Here is a 24,323-nt window from a genome sequence, read left to right as displayed (position 1 = left end):
CTTCAGGCGGGCTTTTTTACGACAGCCCCATACCCAGTTCTGGGGATGTAGGGAACAATGAGAGCCATAAAAATAGAACAGGAGGGACTTTTGCAGTCAAAAGCAAAACCAAAGGGCCGCATCGGCCACAGAATTCAGGCACTGGCACTTGCGGCCTGGGCTCCTCTGGCCTGGTCACAGCAGGGCGGCAATCCGCTCAACAGCCTGCCGCAGACGCCCGAGTCCGCAAGGAATCTGCAACAGCAGCCCAGGCAGGTTCCGGTGCAGATCGACAAGCCCCCGCCAAGTCCCCAGGATCTCATCAACCTCCAGGTCGCAGTACGTGGCGTCAACGTGCAGGGAAGCACGGCGATTCCTTTCGAAGAGGTCAGCGCGCTTTTCACCCCTTTCATCAATGGCACGCATACGGTCGGTGAACTCAATGCCGCGACCCAGAAGGTCAGCGAGCTATACCAGCGCCATGGCTACGCCCTGTCTTTTGCCTACCTTCCTCCACAGGACTTTGCCAATGGCGCGGTGCAGGTCATCGTGGTCGAAGGCTATGTGCAGAGCCTGAATCTGGAAGGCAATTTCGGCCGTTCCGAGGACCAGATACGCGAAATTGCCCAGCCGCTTCTCAACGAAAGGCCTTTGACCACCAAGACTTTTCAGCACCAGACCCAGCTGATGGCGCGCCTGCCCGGAGTGCAGATCACGGCATCGGCCAATCTGCCGACGACCACTGACGGTGCTGTGCCACTGATCATCAAATCCAAGCACAAGCCCATCGCCGTCACCGTCGGAGGCGAAGCACGCAAGCCCACACCACGCATCATTGCCTCTCTCACCCTGAACGACCCCTTGTGGGCTGGCAGCCAGCTTCAGGCCTCGGCCATGCTGCAAAACCCCGACAAGGAAAGATTCGGCAGCATTGGCTTCACGCAGCAGCTGACCCCAGAGGGCACGCAGGCACGTGTCAGCTATTCCGACTACCGCAGCCTCAACCCGCCGGCAACGCGCATTCCCGGCATCGACGACCTGACGCAGCAGCGCAAGCTGGACTTCAACATCAGCCACCCCTGGATACTGAGCAATACCACCCAGCTCAGCACCACGGCAGGCCTGTATGCCATCAACTACAGCCGCGAGCTGGCCGACAGCCAGGCCTCGCTGCTGCGCGAGGAAAAGGTTCGAACGATCTATGCGCAGATGGCCTGGGCGTCCTATGGCAAGACCACCACCCGCTCCGCATCGGTCCTGTTGGCCCACGGCCTGGACAGCCTGGGGGCCTACAAGAACCTGGACCTCTACTATGGGCAGGGCCTGCTGCAAAAACTCCAGAATCCGGCCAAGCTGGACTTCACCCGCATCACCGCAGACTATGCGCAGCGCCATCGCTTTGCCAACAAGATGGGAGCCGCTTTTGCCGTGGGTGGGCAATACAGTGCCGACGTTCTTCCGGTCCCGGAGAAAATCTCCTTTGGCTCCACCCGCTTCGGCCGCGGCTATCAGGCTGGCGAGTTCTCGGGCGATTCCGGCATGGGTGCCAGTGCCGAACTCAACTACCAGTTCCCCATCAACCAGGCCTGGATCAAGTCGGCCGAGCCCTATCTGCTCTACGAATGGGCTCGCACGCATCAGCAGACCAGCGGTGTCAAGGGCAACACGCTGCGCTCCGCCAGCCTGGGCCTGCGCCTGTCCGACAGCCGTCATTACGCACTCGACCTTGCCATGAGCAAGCCGCTGGGCGAGCGCTCCATCAACAATCCCGAGCGGGAGCTGCGCTACAGCCTGGTACTGAGCTACAACCTGGACCCCTGAGCCGCCCAGCCCATGGCATCCGAGCCGCTGTGCAACACAGCGGCTTTTTCTTGGTTCGGCCCCACGAACCACAAGCCACAATATCGCCCATGAAGAAAAACGATATAGCGCCGTTTTTTGCTGCGCTCAAGGCCGCCAACCCCACGCCACAAACCGAGCTGGAATACACCACGGTATTCGAGCTGCTGACCGCCGTGCTGCTGTCTGCCCAGGCCACCGACGTGGGCGTGAACAAGGCCACGCGCAAGCTGTTTCCGGTCGCCAACACGCCGCAGGCCATTCTGGATCTGGGGGTCGAGGGATTGGAGAGCTATATCAAGACCATAGGCCTGTACCGCAGCAAGGCCAAGCATCTGATGGAGACCTGCCGCATGCTGGTTCAGTTGCATGGCGGCAGAGTTCCAAGCACCCGCGAAGAGCTGGAAGCCCTTCCCGGCGTGGGCCGCAAGACCGCCAACGTGGTACTCAACGTGGCTTTCGGCCAGCCCACCATGGCCGTGGACACGCATATCTTCCGTGTCGGCAACCGCACGGGGCTGGCCCCTGGCAAGAATCCGCTCGAAGTCGAGAAGCAGTTGCTCAAGCGCGTGCCCGACGAATATGCGGTGGACTCCCACCACTGGCTGATCCTGCTGGGCCGCTATGTCTGCCAGGCGCGCAAGCCGCGCTGCTGGGAATGCGTGGTCTCGCAGTACTGCGATTTCACGCCCAAGACCCCGGCACCGGCAGCAGGAAAAAAGAGCTAAAACCACCTCAGACGCATACCCAAAAAGCGCTTGCTGCTATATTTTTTCAAATACCTCAGCTCTTGCCGCTGACGCCGGCTGATTCAAAGCTGGCCATCTCGTTGAGCATGGTGCATGCCGAGCGCAGCAGCGGCCAGGCCAGCGCCGCGCCAGAGCCTTCGCCCAGGCGCAACTGCCAGTCCAGCATGGGCTGGGCCTGGAGGTGAGCCAGCAGGCGGGCATGCCCAGGCTCGCCTGAGCGATGGGCATACACACAGCGCTGCAGCACATGAGGCTGAAGACGGCTGGCCACCAGCACGGCAGCCGTGGTGATGAAGCCATCCACCACGATCAGGCGGCGTTCTGCAGCGGCCTGCAGCACGGCTCCCGTCATGGTTGCGATCTCCAGCCCGCCCATGGCAGCCAGCACAGCCAGCGGCTCTTGCACGCTGGCATGAAAGTCCAGCACCCGCCTGAGCACGGCGATCTTGCGCACCAGGCCTTCGCTGCTCAGGCCCGTGCCCACCCCGGTCACTTCCTCGACGGGCTCGCCGCACAGCCGTGCCAGCAGCAGTGAAGCGCTGGACGTATTGCCGATACCCATCTCACCCAGCAGCAGTGCATTGCCCGGCAGCTTCCTGACAAGTTCTGAGCCATTGCGCAGCGCCATTGCGCATTGGGCTTCGCTCATGGCCGGACCCTGGCTGCAGTCCGCCGTGCCATAGGCCACCTTGCGCCGCCACAGGCGCGGCTCATGGGCCCTGGGAAGCTTGTGCGCAGGATCCTGCTCACGTGCCTCAAAGTCGCGGGCCACCCCGCAGTCGACCACATTCAGATCAATTCCGTTTTGCAGAGACAGCACGCTCACCGCGGCACCGCCAGCGAGGAAGTTCTCCACCATCTGCCAGGTCACGTCGACCGGATAGGCCGACACCCCCTGGGCGGCCAGTCCGTGATCCGCGGCAAACACCACCATCTGCGGTGCATGCAGCTCAGGAGTCTCGCAACCCACGATGCCGGCAATGCGCAAGGCCAGCTGCTCCAGCACGCCCAGCGATCCCTGGGGCTTGGTCTTGAAATCCAGACGATGCTGGACCCGGGCTTGCAGCACCGCATCATGGATGTCCTGCACCTGCGGGCAGGACCAGAGGGTGGACGGTGGGAATTCGGAAAAGGAAGCGGAACTCATGCGTGCAGTCATTCCCGGTGCATCTGGCCTGGGTGCCATCCACCACCGGGATGCGGAAGGCACGTTTTTGCTATCTTGCAAGTATCGCGCTTTCATCGGCACCGCAACGCCAAGTTCACCGATTGCCCAGAAGCTGCATGAAAAAAGGCCCCGAAGGGCCTTGGCTGAAGGCGCGGCAAAGGCATCAGCGAATGATTTCCTCAACCGTGATTTCGCGCAGGATGCCGCCGTCCTTGACCGAGCCGCTGACCGCGCCATCCTTGACGCGCGCCATGCATGCCTGCTGGTCGATTTCGGTCTTGAACACCCCGCAGCGGGCATAGGCATTGCGCTGGTACTGGCTCATGCCCTGGCCATCATCGAGCTTGCCCTTCTTGGCCTCGGCACTGGCCGCCATCGCCTCGCGAGACGATGAATTGCTCTCGCGCATGGGGCGCTGACCCTTGTGATGGTGACGATGGTGGTGCTTTTTCATCGCAGGCTTGGCCGCATCCATCGCAGCTGCTTCAGCCGCCGGCTTGGCCGCATCCGTCTGTGCGCCGGCCATGCCGGCCAGTGACAAGACCACAGCACCCAAAGCAAGTTGAAGAGTCTGAACCTTGAAAAAAGCCATACGCAACTCCATTCCAGAAAGTGAATAGCTTGGTCAGCTTGCACGCAGTCTCAGGCAGGGCTTATCGGTTCAGCGGCTATGAGCCCGCAGGATCAGTCCTACAGCTGCTGCAGGCGCTCAGAGCGCTCCCGGCTCAAACCATTGCTGCACGCCCTGCGCCAGCCGCTCAAAAACCTGGTCCAGGCTGGGTGCATCGTGGCCGAACAGCGCATGGATCACCTCGGCGTTTTCAAACAGGCCATGCAGATAGGTGCCGAGCACAGCGCTATTGCCGCCCTGCCACAGCATGCCTGGCAGCAGCTCCCGCGCCGGCTGCGCGCTGGCCGTCTGCATGTCGGCGCGCAAGCGGGTCTGCCCGTGGTGTATCTCGTAGCCTCGCGCCGTCACTCCGCCAAGGGCACTCCAGGGGGCTTGCAGCTCTGGCAGTTTCAAGCTCGTCGGTTGCACGGTCTTGTCCTGGGCGAACAGGGTCGCCAGCGGCAGCAGGCCCAGGCCTGCGGCATTGCCGTCCACGCCATGCAGATCGATCAGCGCCTCGCCCAGCATCTGCAGACCGCCGCAAATGCCCAGCACGCGTCTGCCGCGCTCGGCATGGGTGACGACGGCTGCATCCAGCCCCTGGCCACGCATCCAGGCCAGGTCGGCCGCCGTGGCCTTGCTGCCCGGCAGAATAACCCAGTCCGCATCGGCGATTTGCGCGGGCGAACGCGCCCAGACCACGCGCAGACCCGGCACTTGCAGCAGGGGCTGGAACTCGTCGAGATTGCTGATGCGCGGATAGGCGATGATGGCAATCGTGGTGTGAACAGCCTGCCCGGCGCCCGTGCTGCCGCGATCGTCGAACACGCCGTCCTCCTCGGGCAGACCGTGCTGGAACTGCATGGGAATGCAGGCCACGGTGGGCACACCTGTCTTGTCTTCCAGCATCTGGGGCGCCGGCGCCAGCAGAGCCGCATCGCCGCGGAACTTGTTGAGCACAAAGCCCTTGATGAGCTTTTGCTCGTCCTCGGGCAGCAAGGCCCAGGTGCCGTAGAGGTGGGCAAAGGCGCCGCCACGGTCGATATCTGATACCAGCAGACAATGCGCGTTGCAATGCCTGGCCACGCGCATGTTGACCACGTCGCTGGCGTGCAGATTGATCTCGGCGGGCGAGCCTGCGCCTTCGATCACCACCACATCGTTTTCGGCGCGCAGCTCGTCCAGTGCCTGTGCGATCTGCGGCCAGACCTTGAGGCTGCGCCCGCGCCAGGGCATGGCGCTCAGTTCGTCATTGACCTGGCCAAACAGCACGACCTGGCTGCGCGTGTCGGCCTCGGGCTTGAGCAGCAGCGGATTCATGCGCACATCGGGCACGGCCCCGGCCGCCAGGGCCTGCAGATACTGCGCCGTACCGATCTCGCCCCATTGCCCCTGCGGCGTGGCAACGACACGCGCGTTATTGCTCATGTTCTGCGCCTTGAACGGCGCGACCTTCAGGCCCTGGCTGCGGTAATAGGCGCACAGCGCCGTGGCCACCCAGCTCTTGCCCGCGCCACTGCTGGTGCCCAGCACCATGATGCAACGTGCTGTCATGTCTTAATTCCCGGCCTCTATGGGCAGCACCACGCGCTGCAGGATTCGGGCCAGCGCCTCGCCGGGATGGGTGCACATGCCCATATGCGAAGGCGAGGTCTGGATGATGCTGCTGCGCTTGGCCGTGAGCCAGTGGTAGCGTGCCCGCATGGGCAGCTGCGCAATCGGCCCGCCATCGACCCGGCCTTCGCAGATGGCCACGATGGAGCCCAGGTGACGGTGCACGGCCTCCAGATCCACATTCGGGTCCAGCGCCAGCAGACGCTTCTCGTCAAGGACCACGGCCGCCTGCAGATGGCCGGTTCGCTGGCAGGAGAGGATCACGCCCGCATTCACAAATTCCTCACGCTCCACGCGCGGCACCACGCGCACGATGGCGTAGTCATAGACCTCATGCGCGTGCATCGATCACTCCTTGCAACCAGCGGCCACGCTCGGCAAGCCGGGCCGCAAAATAATCCACATAGGCCGCGCGATGGGCCTGCACATTCTTGATCACATCGCCCTCTTTGTCGGCTGCGGCCTGTTCCAGAAAGCAGTCGGGCACCTCGTTCAGAATGCGCTTGAGCACTTCGGGCCCCAGCCTGGCCGCCAGCTGCGCATCCAGCTGCGCCAGCTGGCTGGCCTGCGGCAGCAGCACATGTTCGGCACTGGGCGCAAAAGGCTTGGACGGATCGGCAACGACTCCGTTCCAGGCATGGTGAAAGGTCAGGCTAGCGCCATGATCGATCAGCCAGGGCTGCTTCTGGTACATCAGCATATTGGTGTTGCGCGCCGTGCGGTCCACATTGCTGACCAGGGTGTCGAACCACACCAGGCGCGAGGCAAAGTTGTCGTCCACCGCGTCCACTGCCGGGTCAAAGTTGATGGAGCCAGGCAGATAGTCCAGCCCCACGTTCAGCCCGTCGCTGGCGCGAATCAGGTCTTGAATCTCGGGGTCGGACTCGGTGCGGGACAGGTCGCCGTTCAATTGCAGCAGCACGATCTCGGGCACCGGCAGGCCCAGCGCACGTGCCATGCCGCCCGAGATGATCTCGGCCATCAGCGCACGCACGCCCTGCCCGGCCCCGCGGAACTTGAGCACATAGGTGCCCAGGTCGTCGGCCTCGACAATTGCCGGCATGGAGCCGCCTTCACGCAGCGGCGTGACATAGCGCTCCACCAGCACCGAGCGCAGCTTCAGGGTTTCAGTGTCCATGGGAAATGGTAGCGCCTTGCGCACATCGAGTCTGGCCTGCAAGGTCATTCAATGCTTTTCCAGGCCTGCTCCAGAGCGGCCTGAGACACGGGCGGCAGCACACCCAGCCGCACATGGCCAGCCAGACCAAAGCTTGCACAGTCCCGCAGCTTGATGCCCTTTGCACGCAGGCTGGCCAGAGGCGCGGCAAGCCCCGCCAGCGGCAGGCCTGCGACAAAGTAATTGGCCTGATGACCGGGTACGACCTGCCAGCCCAGTCTCTCGCACAGCGCCAGCTGCTGCGCCTTCCAGCGACGCAAGGTCATCAGGCTGTGGGCCAGCCACTGCTGCACCTCGTCCGTCACCCAGGCCTGCAGCATGGCCACGCCATGCGAGCCCACCACCCAGGATGCCGCCAGCGCACTCAGCGCCTGCAGCTCTGCGGCCGTGGCATGCAAGGGGGCAATCGCATAGGCAGCGCGCACACCCGTCATGCCCAGGGCCTTGTTGGGCGTCCACAGCTGCCAGACGGCGTCGAGGTCGCGCTCGGGCGTCTCGCCCTCCAGCCATAACGGGCGATAGGCGCAATCCAGCACGCGCCATTCCTTCTGCGCCGGCGGCTGCTGCCAGGCAGGCCAGACGTCTTCCATCGCCCCCAGCGGGCTGGAAGGCTCGCAGGCCCAGCTGAGCACCGGCGCCACGGCCGTCTGCGCGCGCGGGCCAAGCGACAGACGCCAGACCCGTGCGGCCTGCAGATAGTCGCCATAGTGGTGCCGGGGAAACTGCACGCTTTTGGCACCGCTGCGCACGGCATGCAAGGTGAGGCGATGAATCAGCTCGCTGCTGCTGCCACCAATCAGGATGCGCTCGACCGCCACGCCATGAAAAGCCGCCAACTGCGCGCGCAATGTCCTGTATTGCGGATCGGGGTATTGCGCCACATGGGCGGCCTGCAGCGCCTTCACTGCCATGGGACAAGGCCCGCAGGCATTGCGATTGGTCGAAAAATCATGCGCCGGAACGCCCAGCGCATCGGTACCGCCATGCATGGCTGCCGCATTCACATCAAACATTGGCAAGCAGCCTTCCTCTCCACAGAACAATCAAAATCATAGCTGCCAACGCAAGCAGGACCTGCGATAGGATTACTTTTGATGCAAATTTTACAGACTTCTCCAGATCAGCCGCCTGCGGTGCCCGTCCCCGCGGGTTGAGTCGATAGACGCCGGGCTTGGAAAGCTGAACCCCCAATGCCTGGGCCATGGCCCCCATGGGCCAGCCACCATTGGGCGATGGCGTCACGCCAGCATCGCGCCTCAAACCGGCCCAGGACAGGCCACCGGCCAGCAGCGCCAGCCACATGGCGGTGAGGCGCGCCGGAATCCAGTTCAGCACATCGTCGGCGCGGGCCGCCCATTTGCCCGCCCATTGCCAGTGGCGGCGGCGGTCGCCCTGGCCGCGCCAGCCAGGGTAGCCCCACATGGCATCGGCCGTATTGGCAAGACGATAGACGGCCGCCCCGGGCAAGCCGGCCACGGCAAACCAGAACAGCGGAGCAATCACGGAGTCGCTGAGGTTCTCGGCCAGGGTCTCGATGGCGCTTTCGCGCACGGTGGCCGCATCCAGCTGAGTCGTGTCACGGCTCACCAGCCAGCTCAGGCGCTCCCGCCCGGCGGGCAGCGATTGCTGCAGTGCAGCTTCCACAGCCAGCACCTCATCCTTGAGCATGCGCCAGGACAGCAGCGGCTTGAGCAACACCCCCATCACCAGTCCCCAGAGCCACCAGGGTGCAAAACCCAGCATGAACTGGGCCAGGCCATAAACCATGAAAAACAGAGCTGCCAGCGCACACCAGACAAGCGCTGCCAGGCAGAACCGCAGATAGTCACTCTGCACTTCGGCGCGCGGCGCGAGCGCCTGCCCCGACCAGCCCAGCAATTTGCCCATCAGCACCACCGGGTGCAGCCACACCGGCGGCTCGCCCCAAAGCCGGTCCAGCAGCAGGGACACCAACACGGCCAGCAGACCCGCCTGCACATTGGCAGCCCAGTTGAGCGCCGCCAGATCACTGGCGGTGAATGTCTGGTAGAGCCATGCCAGCGGACTGAGAGAAAGACCGATCAGCTCAGTCCAGCCAAAACTCGTCATGCGTCTGGCTTGCCCTTCGCGGAGCATGGATCGCTGGCCGGCTTGCTCTGGGTCGCCGCAGCCACGACGCGCGCGTCGTCCCAGACATCGTCCATCAGCATGTCTTCCAGAGGCGCCCGGCAGGCCCACTTTTCCTGCTGCAGCATGGGCTCAGCATAGTAGGCATCGACAGGACCCAGGCAGAGCACACCCAGCGGGTGGGCCCCTTCAGGCATCTGCAGCAGTCTGGCCAGCGCCAGCGGATCGAAAATCGAAACCCAGCCCATGCCCAACCCTTCGGCTCGCGCGGCCAGCCAGAGGTTCTGGATGGCACAGGCGCTGCTGGCGATATCCATCTCGGGCAAGGTGCGACGGCCGAAGATATGCGCCTCGCGTCCTGGCGGCATGGCCACGACCAGCACCTCGGCCGCATCGAGCACGCCCTGGACCTTGAGCTTCATGAAGTCTTCTTCACGCGCACCCAGGGCATGGGCGGTGCGCACGCGCTCCTCCTCGATCAGACCGTGGATCTGCCGACGCAGCTCGGCGCTCCTTACCCGAATAAAGCGCCAGGGCTGCATGAACCCCACGCTGGGCGCGTGGTGCGCGGCGCGCAACAGGCGCAGCAAGACCTCGTCGGCCACCTTCCCGCCCGCAAAATGGCGCATGTCGCGGCGCTCATAGATGGCGCGGTAGACGGCAGCCCGCTCGGCCTCGGTGAAAGGCGTGGCGGCTATCGTCGCGAAGGGGCGGGTCTTGGATTCGGTCATGGAACTATTGTCGCGCCACAGACATGGCAAAAGCCATCAGTCTTCGATACCTCTTTGAGCGGGAATACCCGCCTGGAAGGCATGTTTGATCAGCGTCATCTCGGTCACGGTGTCAGCGATGTCAATGATCTCCCGCGGGCAGCGGCGGCCTGTCAGGCAGACATGCACATCCTTGGGGCGTGCCTTGAGCGTGTCCAGCACCTCCTGCAACGGCAGCCAGCCATAGATCAGCGGATAGGTGATCTCGTCGAGCACGACCAGAAACAGCTCGCCCGAAAGAATATCGGCCTTGGCCTTTTCCCAGCCGTCACGCGCCAGCTGGGCGGAGTGATCGAGGTCCTTGCTCTTCCAGCTGAAGCCATCGCCCAGCCCTTCGATGGGCAGACCGACCTGCTGGGCCAGGCGGTGCTCGCCAAAGCGGGCCGTAGGCACCTTCATGAACTGATAGACCTTGACGGCCTTTCCCCGCCCTGTGGCTCGGAAGGCCAGACCAAAGGCGGCCGTGCTCTTGCCCTTGCCATTGCCGGTGTTGACGATGATCAGGCCACGGCGTTCGCCCTCAGGCTTTTCGTAAGGCTTCTCGGAGGGAGGAGTTTCAATATTCATAGCTACTCTCGCTTGTCTATCAAGGGCTAAAGGACAAAAAGACAAAAAATTTCGGCCCAACTCAGCTCAGGCGCGGCAAGGCCAGCCACAGGCCGTCGAGTTCGCGCACCTGTATACGTCGGTCAAACACGGCCTCCAGCGCGGCATGGGTGGCGGGATCTCCGCAAGCGCCCTGATGCGTGATACGGCCGGCCTGCATGACGACCATTTCATCGGCCAGCAGGGCGAAGGACAGCTCGTGCAGCACGCTGACCAGGGTCACGCCTTGCTGCACCAGACTGCGGGCCGTGAGCATCCAGTCGGTCTGGTGGGGCGGATCCAGATTGGCCAGTGGCTCGTCCATCAGCAGGGTGCGGGCCTGCACGGCCAGGGCCCGCGCCAGCAGCACGCGCTGGCGTTCACCGCCCGATAGCTGGCCTATGCTGCGCTGGCGCCAGTCCCAGGCATGGGTCTGGCGCAGCGCCTGCTCCACGGCCTGGCGATCGGCGCTTGAGGCCGGCGCCAGCCAGCCCTGATGGGGCAAGCGCCCCAGCATCACCAGGTCATAGACGGCCATATCGGCCGCCACCGGCTGATTCTGGCCCAGCCAGGCCAGCGCCTTGGCACGCTCTCGGCCATTCCAGTCGCCGAGCTTGCGGCCCTGCAAGAACACGGCACCGCTTTGCCGCTGGTGGGCGGCACGCATGCCTGCCATGGCGCGCAGCAGCGTGGACTTGCCCGCGCCATTGGGGCCGACGATGGCCGTCCAGCGGCCTTTGGGAATCTGCAGACTGAGCTGACGCAGCACCTCGCGCTCGCCCAGATGCACGCTCAGGGCCTCAGTCGCCAAAGCGATTCCGGTCTCGATATGGCTGCTCATGCGCCTTCTCCGGACGGCATGGCGCCGCGTTGGTGCATCAGCCACAGCAGATAGCTGCCACCCAGCACGGCAGTGAGCACGCCCACCGGCAATTCCTGGGGAGCAATCAGCCAGCGCGCCAGCAGGTCGGCGGCCAGCAGCAGCACCGCCCCCATCAGGCTGCTGAGCACCAGTAGCCAGCGGTGCAGCGCACGCACCATGGAGCGCACCAGATGGGGCGCAGCCAGGCCTACAAAAGCGATCAGACCGGTCTGCGCCACGGCGGTGCCCGTAGCCAAGGCCAGCAGCACGATCAGCAACAGGCGCAGCGGCACCAGCGGCAGGCCCAGGCTATGGGCCGTGGCCTCGCCCAGCGCGAGTCCATCGAGCACGCGGCTCAGGCAGCAGGCCAGCACCAGCGCAGGCAGCAGCACCCACAGCATGAGTGCGCAGGCATTCCAGCCCGCAAACGCCGTGCTGCCCAGCATGAAGGACTGCATGGCCTGCATGATGTCGGGGTTCATGAGCAGCACCAGCGATGCGGCGGCGCCGAGCACCACGCCCACCACTACACCGGCCAGCAGCAGGCGCATGGTGTTCTGCACGCCCTTGGCCAGCACCAGGGTCAGCACCACGGCAAGCACGGCACCCGCAAAGGCCGCACCCGTCACGCCCCAGCGGGCCAGGCCGGCCAGAGCGAAAGGCGAGACACCCAGGGCAGCCATGGCCAGCGCCACCCCCAGCGATGCCCCCGAGGCACTGCCCAGCAAGTAGGGATCGGCCAGCGGGTTGCGAAACACGCCCTGCGCCACCGCCCCGGCCAGCCCCAGCAGCCCTCCAGCCAGCAAGGCTGCCGCCGTGCGCGGCAGGCGAATGTCCATCACGATCTGCCAGGCCAGCGGATCATGCCGGGCATGAAGCACGCTCTCGAACCCGGTGCTGCCGATACCCGCGCCCAGCAGCGCCAGCAAAGCCGCAGCCAGCGTCAGCCACAGCAGCAGCCAGGCAGCGGCAAGCCCGCACTGACCCCTGCGGTGATGACTGGAGATGCAGGCCTTCATGGACTCTTGCCCTGCCTTGCTGCCAGACGTTGCAGACACTGGACGATGATTTGCGCCCCCTCTGCCATGCGTGGGCCGGGGCGCACCAGAATGTCGGATTGCTCGGGCGTGAAGGCGCAGATCGCGCCCTGCTTCACCGCCCGCATCTGGGCCCAGCCCGGATATTCGGGCACACCGGTTTTCCAGGCTCGCTCGCCGGCCATCAGAATGTCCGGGTCCAGCTTGACCACATATTCGGGGTTCAGGCGCGGAAACGGACCTTGCCTGGCATCGATCACATTGCGCAGATGCAGCCGCGCCAGTGTCTGGCCGATAAAGGATTTTTCACCGGCAGCATAAGGGCCGCGGCTGGCTTCAAAGTACACGCGCTGACCGCGCATGGCCTCGGGCACGCCGGCTGCAGCCTTGTTCAGATCGGCTTCGATGCTGGCCCAGACGCGGTCTGCGCCCTGAGCTGGCGGCAAGGCCAGCAGCTGGCCCATCTTCTGCATCACGGTGCGCGCTTCCTCGTGGGTGCGCGGCTCCAGCGCCACCACCTTGAGGCCCAGCGCCTCCATGCGCGCAATGGCCCGTGACGCCATGGAAACCAGCACCAGATCGGGCTTGAGCGCCACAATGCTCTCGATATTCGGATCCAGCCCCCCGCCCACCACGGGCAAGGTCTTCACATGGGCAGGCCAGTTGGAATAGCGATCCACCCCCACCAGACGCTCGCAACCGCCCAGCGCGCACAGGCTCTCGGTCAGCGAAGGCAGCAGGCTGACGATGCGCTGCGGAGGCTTGGCCAGTTGCACCTGGACGCCGCGCGCATCAGAAATCTGCACGGGTTGAGCCACTGCAGGCAGGGCGCTGACAAGCAGCAAGCCTGCCGCGACACAGGCCGCCAGGCGTTGGGTGATCGCTTTCATGCCTGCGGCCCTTTCAGCGCCAGCGGCAAGCCGGCGCACATCAGCGTGACGCTTTCGCAATGCGCAGCCGCCTGCTGATTGAGCAAGCCCAGTGCATCGACAAAGGCGCGCACTTCGCGCCCCATGGGAATCACGCCCAGACCGATTTCGTTGCCAACCAGAATGACGGGGCCCGCCGCGGCATCAAGTGCTTTCAAAAAGAGAGCTAGCTGCGCTTGCCAGTCATGGGTTTGAGGTTGACTCACCTCTAAATCCTCAGCCTCCACCGGCATCAGCCAGTTCGTCAGCCACAAGGTCAGGCAATCAATCACCAGCAGGCGCTGCGGGCTGCTGTGCCGGGCCAGCACCTGGGCCAGCTCGCGCGGCTCCTCTATGGTCAACATGCCGGGCACGCGCTCGGCGCGATCACGCTGGTGGTGCGCAATGCGCTCGCTCATTTCCGCGTCCCAGGCCTGACCGGTGGCCACCAGCACCGCCTGATGTCCGGCATCCGCCTGCAGCCACTGGCGCGCCAGCAACTCTGCACGACGGGATTTGCCGCTTTTCTGCCCGCCCAGAATCAGCTGGGTACGCGGCATGACGAAGGAGACTGTGCTTGCAGGGCTCATGGTGATGGACTAAAGGCTCAGCCTTCGATTGTTGCGCCAAAAAGCGCCGCCACAGCCGACGGGCTGGACGGAAACCAGGCATGAAAGTAGCTGGCCTGCACACTGCCATGCTGATAAAGCGCCTCGCCACGATCAGCCTGTACGGCCGCGCCGGGGCGACTGCTGCGCGTGAGCACCGGCATGGCCGTCTCCAGCCTTGTGTAGTGAAAGGTATGGCCGCGCAACAGGCCCGCATCGAGGGCCAGTTGCTGCATGCCCAGACCGCCGAGCCGGCTCTGCATCACGACCTGACCGGGCAGCAGCCCCCACATGGGCTGGGTGCTGCCGTCCAGGGCGGTCACACCATCGCACAGCGCCAGCATGCCGCCGCACTCTGCCCAGACCGGCTTGCCCTGGGCCATATGCTGGGCAATGCCGTCGCGCAACTGCCGGTTCTCATGCAGGGCTGGGGCGTGCAGTTCCGGATAGCCGCCGGGCAGCCAGATCGCATCGCAGGGCGGCAGCGCATCGCCAGCCAGTGGCGAGAAAAAGCACAGCTCTGCCCCCATGGCACGCAGACAGTCCAGATTGGCGGGATAGATAAACGAAAACGCCGCATCGCGCGCAATGGCAATGCGACGTCCGCCCAGCCATGGCTCCAGGCGGGGCTGAGCCGCGCCAATGTCCGGTGCGGCAAAGTCCACACACCAATCCTGCCAGCTGGGCTGCCCGTCGTCCGAGCTCCAGGCCCTCTGCCCCAGCGGCGTCTGGGCCAGGGCATCGGCTGCGGCATCCAGACGCTGCAGGGCATCGCCGAGCTCGTGGGCGGCGATCAGGCCCAGGTGGCGCTCCGGCAGCAGCGCCGCAGACCTGGCCTTGACTGCCGCATCGCCCAGTTGCACCCCCGGCATGGCCCCGAGCCACATAGACTGGTCGCGCAGGCCTTGCCGGAGCAGATCCGCATGATGCGCCGTGGCCACCCGGTTGGCCAGCATGCCGGCCCAGCGCAGGCCGGCCTGGTAATGCTGCAAGCCGTAGGCCAGCGCCCCGAAAGTGCCCGCCATGGCCGAGGCATCGACCACGGCCAGCACGGGCAGACCCAGCAGTTGCGCCAGATCGCCCGCGCTGAAGCTGCCGTCGAACAGGCCCATGACGCCTTCGACAAGAATCAGGTCAGCCTCCTGGGACGCCTCATGCAGGCGTTGGCGCACATCCGCCTCGCCTGTCATCCACAAGTCCACCGAATGCACGGGCGAACCACTGGCGAGCTCGTGCCAGTAGGGGTCCAGAAAATCCGGCCCGCACTTGAATACACGCACCTTGCGTCCCTGACGCGCATGCAGCCGTGCCAAGGCTGCCGTCACGGTGGTCTTGCCCTGGCCAGAGGCCGGAGCACTGATCAGCAGCGCGGGGCAGCGCACGCCCGAGCCTGTTTCATGCATTGCGGTGACTGTCATGGCCGCTTACCTGGCTTCCCACTTCACCCCGATATAGCCGCTGCGGCCTTCGGTGGCATAGGTTCGGGCCAGCTCATAGCGCTTGTCAGCCAGATTGTTGATGCGCGTCACCAGGCTCCATTCACGTGTCAGCTGCTTTTGCGCACTCAGATTCCAGAGCGTGTAACCGCCCAGCACAGTCTTGTTGGCAGCATCGTCAAAGCGCCTTCCGGCAGCCTGCATTTCGACGCCCAGCCTCCAGCCGGCCAGTGTGGTGTCGGCAGACAGATTGGCGTAACGCTTGGAGCGGCGAGCCAGTTGCAGATCCTTATCGGTATCGCGCGGATCCTGGAAGTCCACCGAACCTTGCAGATTCACCATGCCCAAGCGGGTGGTGGCGGCCAGGGTGATGCCTTCGTAACGGGCCTTGGCCACGTTGGCATAGCAGCCGCCGTAAAGGCCGGTATTGCCCGCACAGGTGCCCGTCCCACCCACATAGTTGATGAGATTGGATACATTGTTGCGATAAAGCGTGGCCGAGAAGCTGTCGCTGCCCTCGCCCCATTTCAGGCCCAGCTCCACATTGCGGCCTTTTTCAGGCGACAGGCTGGCATCGCCATATTGGCTGAAGCGCTGATAGAGCGTAGGTGCGCGAAAGGCAGTGCCGGCCGATGCGGTTGCGCGCCAGTTGGGCATGAACTCATAGCCATACGCAGCGCTGCCCGTGGTGTGTCCGCCGAACTCGCTGTCGCGGTCATGACGGGCGTTGAGCTGCAGCGTGTGCTTGCCTGCATGCAGGCCATAGCCCAGTGCCAGCGCGTTCTGAGAGCGATTGCGGCTGCCGATATCCAGGCCGTTGTTGACCAGCTTGTCCTCGCGGCGCTCCAGCGCGGCCGTCACGGTCTGCGCTCCCAGCCGCCACTCATTCTGGAACAGATAGCTGTGCAAACGCGTGTCGGTTTCATAGACACTGGGCTTGGTCTGGTAGAAATCGCGTGACTGCGTGTACTGAAGGCGTGTGCTGTAGACATCGCTCCACTTGGCCAGCCAGTTCAGGCCTACCGCATTCATCTTGTAGATGCTGCGGTCGTCGGCCATGGGACTGGTCTTGGAGACAGTGGCGTCATAACCCGCGTTCATATAGCTGGTCAGAGCCGTGGCCTCAACACGTTGATTGCTGTTGATCTGGTAGCCCACACGGCCGTTGAAGGCGTTGCTGCGATAGCCATCGGCATCGGGATTGAAGCCCGCAGAGGTCTTGGCATTGAAGCCGTTGCTGCTGGCATGCGAAACACCCAGGCTGTAATCCCAGCCCGCAACACCGCCGCTGATGCCTGCCTGAGCCTTCACCGTGCCACGACTGCCCCAACCCAGACCCACATAGGGCTTGGCTTTGCCCTCGCCCTTTTTGGTGAAGATCTGCACCACGCCGCCCATGGCGTCTGAACCGTAGACAGCCGCCGCCGGGCCGCGCAACACTTCAATGCGGTCGATCGCTTCCAGCGGAATATCCTGCCAGGATGCACCGCCCGTGGACTGGGAGTCCACGCGCACTCCATCGATATACACAGCGGTGAAACGCGTGTCGGCACCGCGCAGATAGACGCTGGTGGTCGAGCCAGCGCCGCCGTTACGCACCATCTGCACACCCGGTAGACGCGAGAGCACATCGGCCACACCCACGGCACCCGCAGTTTCAATCGTTTCACGACCCACCACCGACATATCGGCCACCAGATCCGACAAAGGCTGTTCGATGCGATTGGCGGTAACCACGGTTTCTTTCATGTGCACCGGATCGGCCTGGGCAGTTGACTGAGCCTGTGCGGCAAACGCCATGGCCAACGCAGATGCCAGCAAGGTGGGACGGAGAACAAAACAGGAGGCGCGTGCGCGCGAAGCCACCTGCGCCAGGCGCAGGGACGAAGATTGCGGACTCATGGAAAGCACACTTGAATACGCCCACGCCAGCCTACCCGCCGACATTGAGCAAACATACCTGCACACAATGCAGGCAACCCATGTTGGCCGGTATCCGGGCTAGGCGAATCATCCTCTTGCCGGCCTTCCCAGCGCGCAGCGCCAGTGACCATGGGGAAAAAGGCGGAATGCCGCAGCATTCCATTCGCCGACCGTTGCGGGGGCAGCGCAGGTTCGGAGTGCCAGTGCATCTGGCCAGCCCCTCCCTGCTTCCCGTTGAACTGAGACCACAGGAAAGCAGCCTCGAGCACCAACAGGCGCCCATTGTAATGAGTGCCACGCGGCGCGAATCCTTCATTCGAAGTAGCCTTGCGCGGGTGAGGTGACGATTTTTTACCTTAAACCTGCGTTTGAGGCACACAGAACTTGCGCAGCACGCTACGATTTTGGGAGAAATACTGCAGTTTCCCGACTGCGACAGTCAAGCAGGCCGTGCTCTGGCGCAAACTGCGAATTTGCCTGCACATTTATACTCACCCACGGACTGCAAGACCTACAATGGCAGAGTCTATGACCACCCAGCCCTCTCTTGATCTCATTGCCGAGCGCGTGGAGCGTCTGCTGGTGCGCCACGAGGAACTGCAGCGCACCAACACCCTGCTCACCGATCAGGTCACCGCTCTGACGCAAGAGCGCGATTTGCTGCGTCTGCGCCTGCAGGCCGCTCGTGCGCGCGTCGATGCATTGATCGAACGCCTGCCCGCCAACCAGGGAGAGTGACAGCCGTCACCCTCCATCACCAGACCCGCCACTGACGCCCATGAAGCAGATCGATGTGCAAATCATGCAGCAAAGCTATGTGCTGACCTGCCCCGATGGTCAAGAAGAACGTGTGCAGGAAGCCGTTCGCCGCGTGGACGAGGCGATGACCCGCATCCGCGACAGCGGCAAGGTCCGCTCGCGCGAGCGGGTGGCGGTGCTGGCAGCCCTCAATATGGCGTTCGACGTGCTCGACCGCGATGCCCAGCAAGCCCATATGGCCAACGCCCAGGCTGAAATGCAGGCACTCGCTCAGGAGCAGAGCGCGGCCTCCGAAGTCAGTGCCGCCGCCCAGGCCGAGTTGCAGCGCCAGCAGGATTTGGCAGAGCAACTGGTGCTCAGGCTCGATCAGGCTCTGGATGCTGACGCCAGGCTGCTTTGATCAGTTAACCTCGGCAACAAAGCAGTCATGAGCTGCGCACGACTGCCAATTCCCGCTAGAATAAAACCGTCTGCAAATCTGCCGGTTTTTATATTTCCTTGAACCAATGCTCAACGAGCATGGGCTTGATAAATCACCTATTGAGCGTGATCGTCTCGCGTCAGATGAACCCAACGATAGGTTGCTCTTGCCCACCTGAACCCCCGGTTCAGGATGACGAGCCGGTGGCATTTGCAGACACCTTTACCGACAAGCTGTTGATGAAGTTGGTCTACAGCCATGAACGTGGCCCAGAAAATCAAACAAGGCCACGCTAGGCATCAACAACTTGCAAATCTGGATTGATGATCGGCCCGCATTGCGGGCCTTTTTCTTGCCCATCGCCTGAGGCCATTCCGATAGCAGACCTTGATCTGCGCTGGCTGAACCCAAGGCTTTAGGTGCCACTCCCGGAAATCGATGCCCCGGCAAAGCCCGGCTCGACACACCTGCACCCACAACATGCCCAAGCGACTTCAGACACGCATGCCACCTCAGCCGTTTGCGCAAGCATCCACCATTCCTGGAAGCACCCAGAAGTCAGTTATGCGCATCGGTGAGCTCGCGGCACTCACAGGCTGCACACCCAAGGCGCTCCGCCTCTACGAGGCCCACGGTTTGCTCGGCACCGTGGCGCGCAGAGGCAGCTACCGCAGCTATGGCCCCGAGGATGTACAGCGCGTGCAATGGATTCGCCAGGCACTGGCACTGGGATTTCGCTTGGCTACGCTTCAGCCGCTACGCGCCATCGACACCGCCGCGGGCGCTGCAGCCGTCCTGACACTGATCCAGTCCCGGCGACATGCCATTGCCGAGGAGTTGGTACGACTGAAGGCTGCCGACACCGCTCTTGCGGCGCTGAGCGTGGAGCTGGCCAGTTGTGAGGACGCAAGCGGGTGCGCTACGCCAGACAAGCTCCCGATCCGATCCAGCGCTTGACTTTGTCCCACGGGGCAAGGTGATGCTGGCGGCCTGCAAACTTCGCAAGCCTCTATCGCCATGTCCCGTCGCATCCTCATCATCCTCGGTCATTCCTCTTCCCAAAGCATGTGTGCAAGCCTGGCTCACAACTATGCCGACGCCGCGCGCCAGTCCGGAGCCGAAGTACGCCTGCTGTCACTTGGGGAAATGTATTTCGATCCCATCCTGCGCCATGGATATGCGCATGCCCAGCCGCTGGAACCCGACCTGCGGGATGCACAGATCGACATTGCCTGGGCTCAGCATCTGGTATGGGTCTATCCCATCTGGTGGGGTGGACTGCCGGCGCTGCTCAAGGGCTTTCTGGATCGCATCTTTCTTCCAGGCTTCGCCTTCAAGTACCGAGCCAATTCCGTGTTGTGGGATCGCCTGCTGACAGGCCGCACCGCCGAGCTGCTGGTGACCATGGACACCCCGCCGTGGTATTACAGATGGGTACAGCGCCAACCAGGTCACCGGCAAATGAAGCAGACCATCCTGGAGTTCAGCGGGATCAGACCCGTGCGCGTGCACAGCTTTGGCCCGGTGGTCAACTCCAGCGATGCAGCGCGAGCGGGCTGGATCAAGCACGCATGCAAGCTGGGTGCTCGTGCAGGCGCCTGAGGTCTGATTCCCATGCATTGCACAGGAGAGGCGGCCGGCAGGTTAACTCCTTGCGTAAAGCTCCTCGTGTGCAAGGCATATGCGTATTGAAAGCTATCGGTCGGGTGCAGCGCTCCCGCAATCACGGCGGCGTACAGCCCATCCCTGACTTACTTGTTGTCCTGCAACACCTCGGGCACCACATTGGGTGGAGTGAATTCGGAGGCTGCCACCTTGCGCTGAGCCTTCTCCTCTTTTTTTTTCTTCTTCTCCAACTCGCGTTGCCGTTTTTCGAAGGGATAGTTTGGTTTGGGCATCGGAGCTTCCTTGGAGTTTTACGCTGCTCACCATAACCGATATCCCGGTGTGCGTCATGCGCCGGACATGGCTGGTGCGGACAGTAAGCTGCCCACGGCTAGTCGTTCTGCCCCAGGACGATGAGAACCGCGCCGCCGAGGAGCAATAAGACCGCCAGAGCCAGCCATAGTTCGAGATAGGCAATACTGCCGCGCGCATCCAAAGCAAATCCCGCCGCGCACGATAGTGCGGCACTGACCAATAACAGTGTTCCCAATTTGCTGCGCAGCATGGCTTGTGTCCGTGCTTTTCTCTCAATGATTGCGTGATGACGGCCATGCCGACCTGGCATTCCAGCCGCCATCAGCGCCAAAAATACCAGGATCGGCCCAGCCCTGTCTATTTTCGACGATGGCCATGGCTTGCGAAGCCAAGTCTCGAGGGTTTTGTTACTGAAGGTAGAGCACGACTCCTGCGTTTCAGGGGCCCACTCGAACAGGGGTTCAACGAGTCGTAACATCGAAACCCAGAAGCCTTCCGACCCCGATAAACAAAGCGTTCGCGGATGCCCATCCGTACCAAGCTTGACGACGATTGACATGGCCTGAGCAGCAGGGCTTGGCAAACAAAGCAAGCAGGATCCCGGAACCGGTGAGAAGAAGAGTTAAGCTCTGCGCCCGAGGAATGCACACACTCACACTGAGAGCGGGTGCAGGCGGCGGCTCAGTTTAGTTGGAGAGTTGAATGAATGGTTCCGCGATAGCGGCACTGCTACCGGTGATTGCATTGATCGGTACGGGGTTTGGCGTGGCACGTGCAGGACTGGTGCGACAGACAGCAGTCAAGGATATGTCCAATCTGGTGTTTCTGCTGCTGCTGCCGGCACTGCTGTTTCGCACCATGGCGCAGGTACATGTCGGCGAACTGGACTATCGACCGATCGGCGTGTACTTTCTTTCGGCCATCATCGTGTTTGTGGCGACGATGCTGGTCTATGGCTTCAACACATTGGCTGCGGCGCGTGGACTGGCCAGCATGTTCAGCAATGCTGCCATGATCGGCGTGCCACTCGTGGGTCTGGCATTTGGCGAGCAGGGACTGGTGACATTGTTCACCCTGATCTCGGTGCACGCCCTGGTACTGCTGACGGCCGCGACCATGGTGTTCGAGCTGGCCTCCTCTCGTGAGCAGCATACGGACGACCCCCACGGCAGGCGATCCCTGGGGAGCACCGTCTGGCAGGCGGTACGCAACAGCATCATCCACCCTGTGCCGCTGCCGATTCTGGCGGGTCTGCTGTGGTCTCTGACAGGCTGGCCCCTACCTGAGGTGCTCGATACCTCGCTCAAGATGCTGGGCTCTGCCATGGGCCCCATGGCGCTGCTGCTCGTCGGCATCACCCTGGCCTTCACCAGGATCGGTGCCCACTGGCGCCCCGCAATGCGCATCACGCTGGTCAAATCGCTGGTGCATCCCCTGGTGTTTCTCGCCTGCGCCTGGCTGCTGCAGCTGCGCGGTCCGGCCATGGGTGTGATGCTGATCTGCTCGGCCTTGCCTGTGGGCGCCAATGCCTTGCTCTTCACTCAGCGCTACCGGGTCGCCCAGGACGAAGTGGTCGCTGGCATTGCGCTGTCCACCTTGCTGGCCCTGGTGACCATGCCGCTGCTGCTGATGCTGCTGCATGTCTTGCATGGGACCTGAGCATGCTGCTCAGGCTGCGCCCGCGCAGGCACTATGGCATCGCACGACGCCACGAACCGGACCATGCCTGACATTCTCGAGGAATTTCATTGACCACCGTTCTCATCCCAGGGTTCATGCTCGATCAAGACCTATGGTCTGACATCGGGCCATTTCTGCAAACACGCGCACCTCTTTTCCATGCGGATCTCGCTTCCGCTGGCTCGATTGAGGAGATGGCACAGCACACCATAGGCATGATCCCCGCCGGTCCATTCGATGTGGTCGGGTTCTCGATGGGAGGCTATGTGGCACGTGAAATCGCAAGGCTTGCCCCGGACCGGGTCAGGCAACTCGTGCTTATTGCCACCTCGTCGCGCGGCGACACGGAGCTGCAGGCGCGGCGCAAGGTCGATGCAGCCATGGCTGCTCCCAAGACCTTTGCCGGCGTGAACCGGAGAGCCATTCGCCAATCATTGGCGCCACAGCGGGAGCAGGATGAACAACTGGTGGATCGCATCCATGCAATGAGCGTGCGCCTTGGTGGAGACACTTTTCGCCGCCAGGCGCTGCTGCGCCGCGAAGGCGACACGGACAGGCTGAGCGAGATCCGGTGTCCAACCCTGATCCTTGCGGGCGAGCAAGATCGCTTGCGCGGCCTGGATGAGTCCATGGAGTTGCACCAGGGCATCCGAGGATCGGAGCTGAAGATCATCAATGCCGGCCATATGCTGCCCATGGAGGCTCCCACGGAAACCCAGGCCATGCTGGCGAAATTTCTTCAGCACAATCCCGCATAGTCGGCTGTCCACCTTGAAATCAGGCTGGCCCACAACGTGGGCAAGGGCAGCCGGCGCCGTTTTCGGCTGCCGCAGATGGACCCGAGCCCTTCAGCCAAAAAACCAGCAGTCACGCGTCTCAACAGCCGGCATCCGCACATTGCGGCCTCGTGGGCAGCAGGGCTGCGAACGCTCAGCCCAAGAAGCTTTCATTCGCAATGGCTGTCGACTCTGCCGCCACAGACAGCGGCAGACCTCTTTGCCACGGACTTGTCGGCAGCCAGTGAGGTGACAGCAGCAGTCCGGAGCCTGAGCTCGATCCCTGGCAACCGAGCGGGCCGAGGACGAATCGCCTGCCACGATGGCCAAGTCGTTTCGCTCCAGGTGTACAGGCGTCTTACAGCTGCGCCCGAGCCCCACGCCGTATGGCCTGCGGCGGCATGCCGAAGCCACGCAGAAAAGCCTCTCGCATATGGCGGCGGTCACGAAAGCCCGTCTCCTGCGCAACCACCTCCAGCGGGTGTCGGCTGCCTTCAAGCATCAGCCTTGCGGCCTCCAGCCTCAGACCCTCAACCGCCTTGGCGGGGGATTGACCGGTCTCGGCCGTGAACACCCGGCTGAACTGGCGCGGACTCAAGTTGGCGGCCTCGGCCAGCGCCTCCACGCTCAGTGACCGAGAAAGATTGCGCCGGGCATGCTCCAACGCCTGCTGTATACGGTCTGACCTGGGTGTCAGCCTGAGCATCTCCGAGTGCTGCGACTGCCCGCCAGAGCGGCGCTGGTGCATGACCAGGCGATGCGCCACCGATCGTGCGACCTTGGCACCCAGGTCTTGCTCCACCAACGCCAGCGCCAGGTCAATCTCTGCCGTCATGCCTGCAGAGGTCCAGATCGGCCCGTCGGCGATGTAGATACGATCGGCTTCAATCTGAGACCGTGGGCAGCGCTGCTGCAAGACCTCGGCCCAATACCAGTGCGTGGTGGCACGGCGCCCGTCGAGCAGACCGGCTTCGGCCAGCAGGAAGGCGCCCGTGCACAGGCCCGCCACGCGCCGCGCGGATGCCGTCACCTTGCTCAGCAACCGGATCAGCTCGGGATCCGCAGCGACGTCCTGCGGCGCGAGCTTGCCTGCAACCAGCCAGGTATCCGCCCTGCAGTGTGCCGAAAGTGGCTTTGCCTGCAACACAGGCCCTGCCGAAGAGTGGGCCACACCGCCCAGCGCATAGGTCTCCACCGCATAGAAAGGCTGCTCCAGCATCAGGTTGGCAAGCTCGAACACGGCCTGTGTGGCCAGCGCCATGACTTGAAAACCCTCGGGCAGCAGGTAGGCAATACGGTGCATCAGGATTCCCTTTCATGTCCTTTTTCATGACTATATACGTCATTTACGACAATCACTGCATATCGCACCATTCATGCCATGAACCACAGCCAT

At 63.2% G+C, this 24,323-nt stretch carries 26 protein-coding genes and 1 riboswitch; of the genes, 8 read left to right on the top strand and 18 right to left on the bottom strand.

The window, feature by feature from the left end:
- The first annotated feature begins 90 nt into the window (after positions 1–90).
- Together O987_RS11225 and nth are read left to right on the top strand one after the other, a co-directional pair.
- Complete coding sequence (locus tag O987_RS11225; RefSeq protein WP_187427890.1) at positions 91–1,800, top strand: ShlB/FhaC/HecB family hemolysin secretion/activation protein; 1,710 nt, start codon at positions 91–93, stop codon at positions 1,798–1,800.
- Positions 1,801–1,889: 89 nt separating this feature from the next.
- Complete coding sequence (nth, locus tag O987_RS11220; RefSeq protein ID WP_003056062.1) at positions 1,890–2,546, top strand: endonuclease III; 657 nt, start codon at positions 1,890–1,892, stop codon at positions 2,544–2,546.
- A gap of 55 nt (positions 2,547–2,601) precedes the next feature.
- Here nth and cobT read toward each other — a convergent pair whose 3' ends face one another.
- From cobT to O987_RS11145, 15 genes are all read right to left on the bottom strand, one after another.
- The gene (gene cobT / locus O987_RS11215; RefSeq protein WP_003056063.1) at positions 2,602–3,714 is read right to left on the bottom strand and encodes a nicotinate-nucleotide--dimethylbenzimidazole phosphoribosyltransferase; all 1,113 of its coding nucleotides are present in this window, start codon (positions 3,712–3,714) and stop codon (positions 2,602–2,604) included.
- 184 nt (positions 3,715–3,898) lie between these two features.
- Positions 3,899–4,327 (bottom strand): hypothetical protein, encoded by a 429-nt coding sequence (locus O987_RS11210; protein ID WP_003056226.1) that lies wholly within the window; start codon positions 4,325–4,327, stop codon positions 3,899–3,901.
- 117 nt (positions 4,328–4,444) lie between these two features.
- Positions 4,445–5,899: a cobyric acid synthase gene (locus tag O987_RS11205; RefSeq protein ID WP_043372225.1), complete on the bottom strand. Its 1,455-nt coding sequence runs from the start codon at positions 5,897–5,899 to the stop codon at positions 4,445–4,447.
- A 3-nt stretch (positions 5,900–5,902) separates the two neighbouring features.
- Positions 5,903–6,304 carry a DUF3037 domain-containing protein gene (locus O987_RS11200; protein WP_003056228.1) on the bottom strand — a complete coding sequence of 134 codons (402 nt, stop codon included), beginning with the start codon at positions 6,302–6,304 and terminating at the stop codon, positions 5,903–5,905.
- On the bottom strand, positions 6,291–7,076 hold the full coding sequence (locus tag O987_RS11195) for a HipA family kinase (RefSeq protein WP_043376358.1): 786 nt from the start codon (positions 7,074–7,076) through the stop codon (positions 6,291–6,293). The genes O987_RS11200 and O987_RS11195 overlap by 14 nt, the downstream gene beginning before the upstream one ends.
- Before the next feature lie 65 nt (positions 7,077–7,141).
- Entirely contained in the window at positions 7,142–8,149 is a 1,008-nt protein-coding gene (locus tag O987_RS11190) for an aminotransferase class I/II-fold pyridoxal phosphate-dependent enzyme (RefSeq protein WP_003056230.1), read from the bottom strand.
- A complete protein-coding gene (gene cbiB, locus O987_RS11185; protein ID WP_003056232.1) occupies positions 8,142–9,224 on the bottom strand; it encodes an adenosylcobinamide-phosphate synthase CbiB in 1,083 nt (360 codons plus the stop codon). Before cbiB ends, O987_RS11190 begins: the two co-directional genes overlap by 8 nt.
- A complete protein-coding gene (bluB, locus tag O987_RS11180) occupies positions 9,221–9,973 on the bottom strand; it encodes a 5,6-dimethylbenzimidazole synthase (protein WP_003056233.1) in 753 nt (250 codons plus the stop codon). Before bluB ends, cbiB begins: the two co-directional genes overlap by 4 nt.
- Before the next feature lie 36 nt (positions 9,974–10,009).
- Positions 10,010–10,579, bottom strand: coding sequence for a cob(I)yrinic acid a,c-diamide adenosyltransferase (gene cobO / locus O987_RS11175; RefSeq protein ID WP_043372224.1), 570 nt, complete (start codon positions 10,577–10,579; stop codon positions 10,010–10,012).
- 61 nt (positions 10,580–10,640) lie between these two features.
- On the bottom strand, positions 10,641–11,438 hold the full coding sequence (locus O987_RS11170) for an ABC transporter ATP-binding protein (RefSeq protein ID WP_043372222.1): 798 nt from the start codon (positions 11,436–11,438) through the stop codon (positions 10,641–10,643).
- Positions 11,435–12,478, bottom strand: a complete 1,044-nt coding sequence (locus tag O987_RS11165) for a FecCD family ABC transporter permease (RefSeq protein WP_051962167.1) — start codon at positions 12,476–12,478, stop codon at positions 11,435–11,437. The genes O987_RS11170 and O987_RS11165 overlap by 4 nt, the downstream gene beginning before the upstream one ends.
- A complete protein-coding gene (locus O987_RS11160) occupies positions 12,475–13,386 on the bottom strand; it encodes an ABC transporter substrate-binding protein (RefSeq protein ID WP_003056237.1) in 912 nt (303 codons plus the stop codon). The genes O987_RS11165 and O987_RS11160 overlap by 4 nt, the downstream gene beginning before the upstream one ends.
- Positions 13,383–13,964 carry a bifunctional adenosylcobinamide kinase/adenosylcobinamide-phosphate guanylyltransferase gene (locus O987_RS11155; RefSeq protein WP_043372220.1) on the bottom strand — a complete coding sequence of 194 codons (582 nt, stop codon included), beginning with the start codon at positions 13,962–13,964 and terminating at the stop codon, positions 13,383–13,385. Before O987_RS11155 ends, O987_RS11160 begins: the two co-directional genes overlap by 4 nt.
- 47 nt (positions 13,965–14,011) lie before the next feature.
- Entirely contained in the window at positions 14,012–15,430 is a 1,419-nt protein-coding gene (locus O987_RS11150; protein WP_235214342.1) for a cobyrinate a,c-diamide synthase, read from the bottom strand.
- A 6-nt stretch (positions 15,431–15,436) separates the two neighbouring features.
- Positions 15,437–17,350, bottom strand: a complete 1,914-nt coding sequence (locus O987_RS11145; RefSeq protein ID WP_043372217.1) for a TonB-dependent receptor domain-containing protein — start codon at positions 17,348–17,350, stop codon at positions 15,437–15,439.
- A gap of 67 nt (positions 17,351–17,417) precedes the next feature.
- Positions 17,418–17,659, bottom strand: a riboswitch (cobalamin riboswitch).
- A gap of 240 nt (positions 17,660–17,899) precedes the next feature.
- Here O987_RS11145 and O987_RS11140 point away from each other — a divergent pair.
- The 4 genes from O987_RS11140 (at position 17,900) to O987_RS11125 (ending at position 20,153) form a co-directional block, all read left to right on the top strand.
- A complete protein-coding gene (locus O987_RS11140; protein ID WP_043372215.1) occupies positions 17,900–18,109 on the top strand; it encodes a hypothetical protein in 210 nt (69 codons plus the stop codon).
- A 40-nt stretch (positions 18,110–18,149) separates the two neighbouring features.
- On the top strand, positions 18,150–18,530 hold the full coding sequence (locus O987_RS11135; RefSeq protein ID WP_043372213.1) for a cell division protein ZapA: 381 nt from the start codon (positions 18,150–18,152) through the stop codon (positions 18,528–18,530).
- A 585-nt stretch (positions 18,531–19,115) separates the two neighbouring features.
- A complete protein-coding gene (locus tag O987_RS11130) occupies positions 19,116–19,508 on the top strand; it encodes a MerR family transcriptional regulator (RefSeq protein WP_043372211.1) in 393 nt (130 codons plus the stop codon).
- A gap of 60 nt (positions 19,509–19,568) precedes the next feature.
- Complete coding sequence (locus O987_RS11125; protein ID WP_051962166.1) at positions 19,569–20,153, top strand: NAD(P)H-dependent oxidoreductase; 585 nt, start codon at positions 19,569–19,571, stop codon at positions 20,151–20,153.
- A gap of 149 nt (positions 20,154–20,302) precedes the next feature.
- On the opposite strand, the gene O987_RS29220 is transcribed toward O987_RS11125, so the two are convergent.
- Positions 20,303–20,449 (bottom strand): hypothetical protein, encoded by a 147-nt coding sequence (locus O987_RS29220; RefSeq protein ID WP_200879598.1) that lies wholly within the window; start codon positions 20,447–20,449, stop codon positions 20,303–20,305.
- A gap of 98 nt (positions 20,450–20,547) precedes the next feature.
- Positions 20,548–21,030, bottom strand: a complete 483-nt coding sequence (locus tag O987_RS28755) for a hypothetical protein (RefSeq protein ID WP_144244921.1) — start codon at positions 21,028–21,030, stop codon at positions 20,548–20,550.
- 143 nt (positions 21,031–21,173) lie between these two features.
- Between O987_RS28755 and O987_RS11120 the strand changes: the two genes are divergently transcribed.
- Complete coding sequence (locus O987_RS11120; protein WP_043372206.1) at positions 21,174–22,130, top strand: AEC family transporter; 957 nt, start codon at positions 21,174–21,176, stop codon at positions 22,128–22,130.
- An 89-nt stretch (positions 22,131–22,219) separates the two neighbouring features.
- Positions 22,220–22,909, top strand: coding sequence for an alpha/beta fold hydrolase (locus tag O987_RS11115; protein ID WP_326998633.1), 690 nt, complete (start codon positions 22,220–22,222; stop codon positions 22,907–22,909).
- A 376-nt stretch (positions 22,910–23,285) separates the two neighbouring features.
- Here O987_RS11115 and O987_RS11110 read toward each other — a convergent pair whose 3' ends face one another.
- The gene (locus O987_RS11110) at positions 23,286–24,230 is read right to left on the bottom strand and encodes a GlxA family transcriptional regulator (protein ID WP_043372203.1); all 945 of its coding nucleotides are present in this window, start codon (positions 24,228–24,230) and stop codon (positions 23,286–23,288) included.
- Between the last annotated feature and the right edge of the window lie 93 nt (positions 24,231–24,323).

Source organism: Comamonas testosteroni TK102, assembly GCF_000739375.1.
Taxonomy (GTDB): Bacteria; Pseudomonadota; Gammaproteobacteria; order Burkholderiales; family Burkholderiaceae_C; genus Comamonas; species Comamonas brasiliensis.
This window is presented reverse-complemented; position numbering and strand designations above follow the sequence as displayed.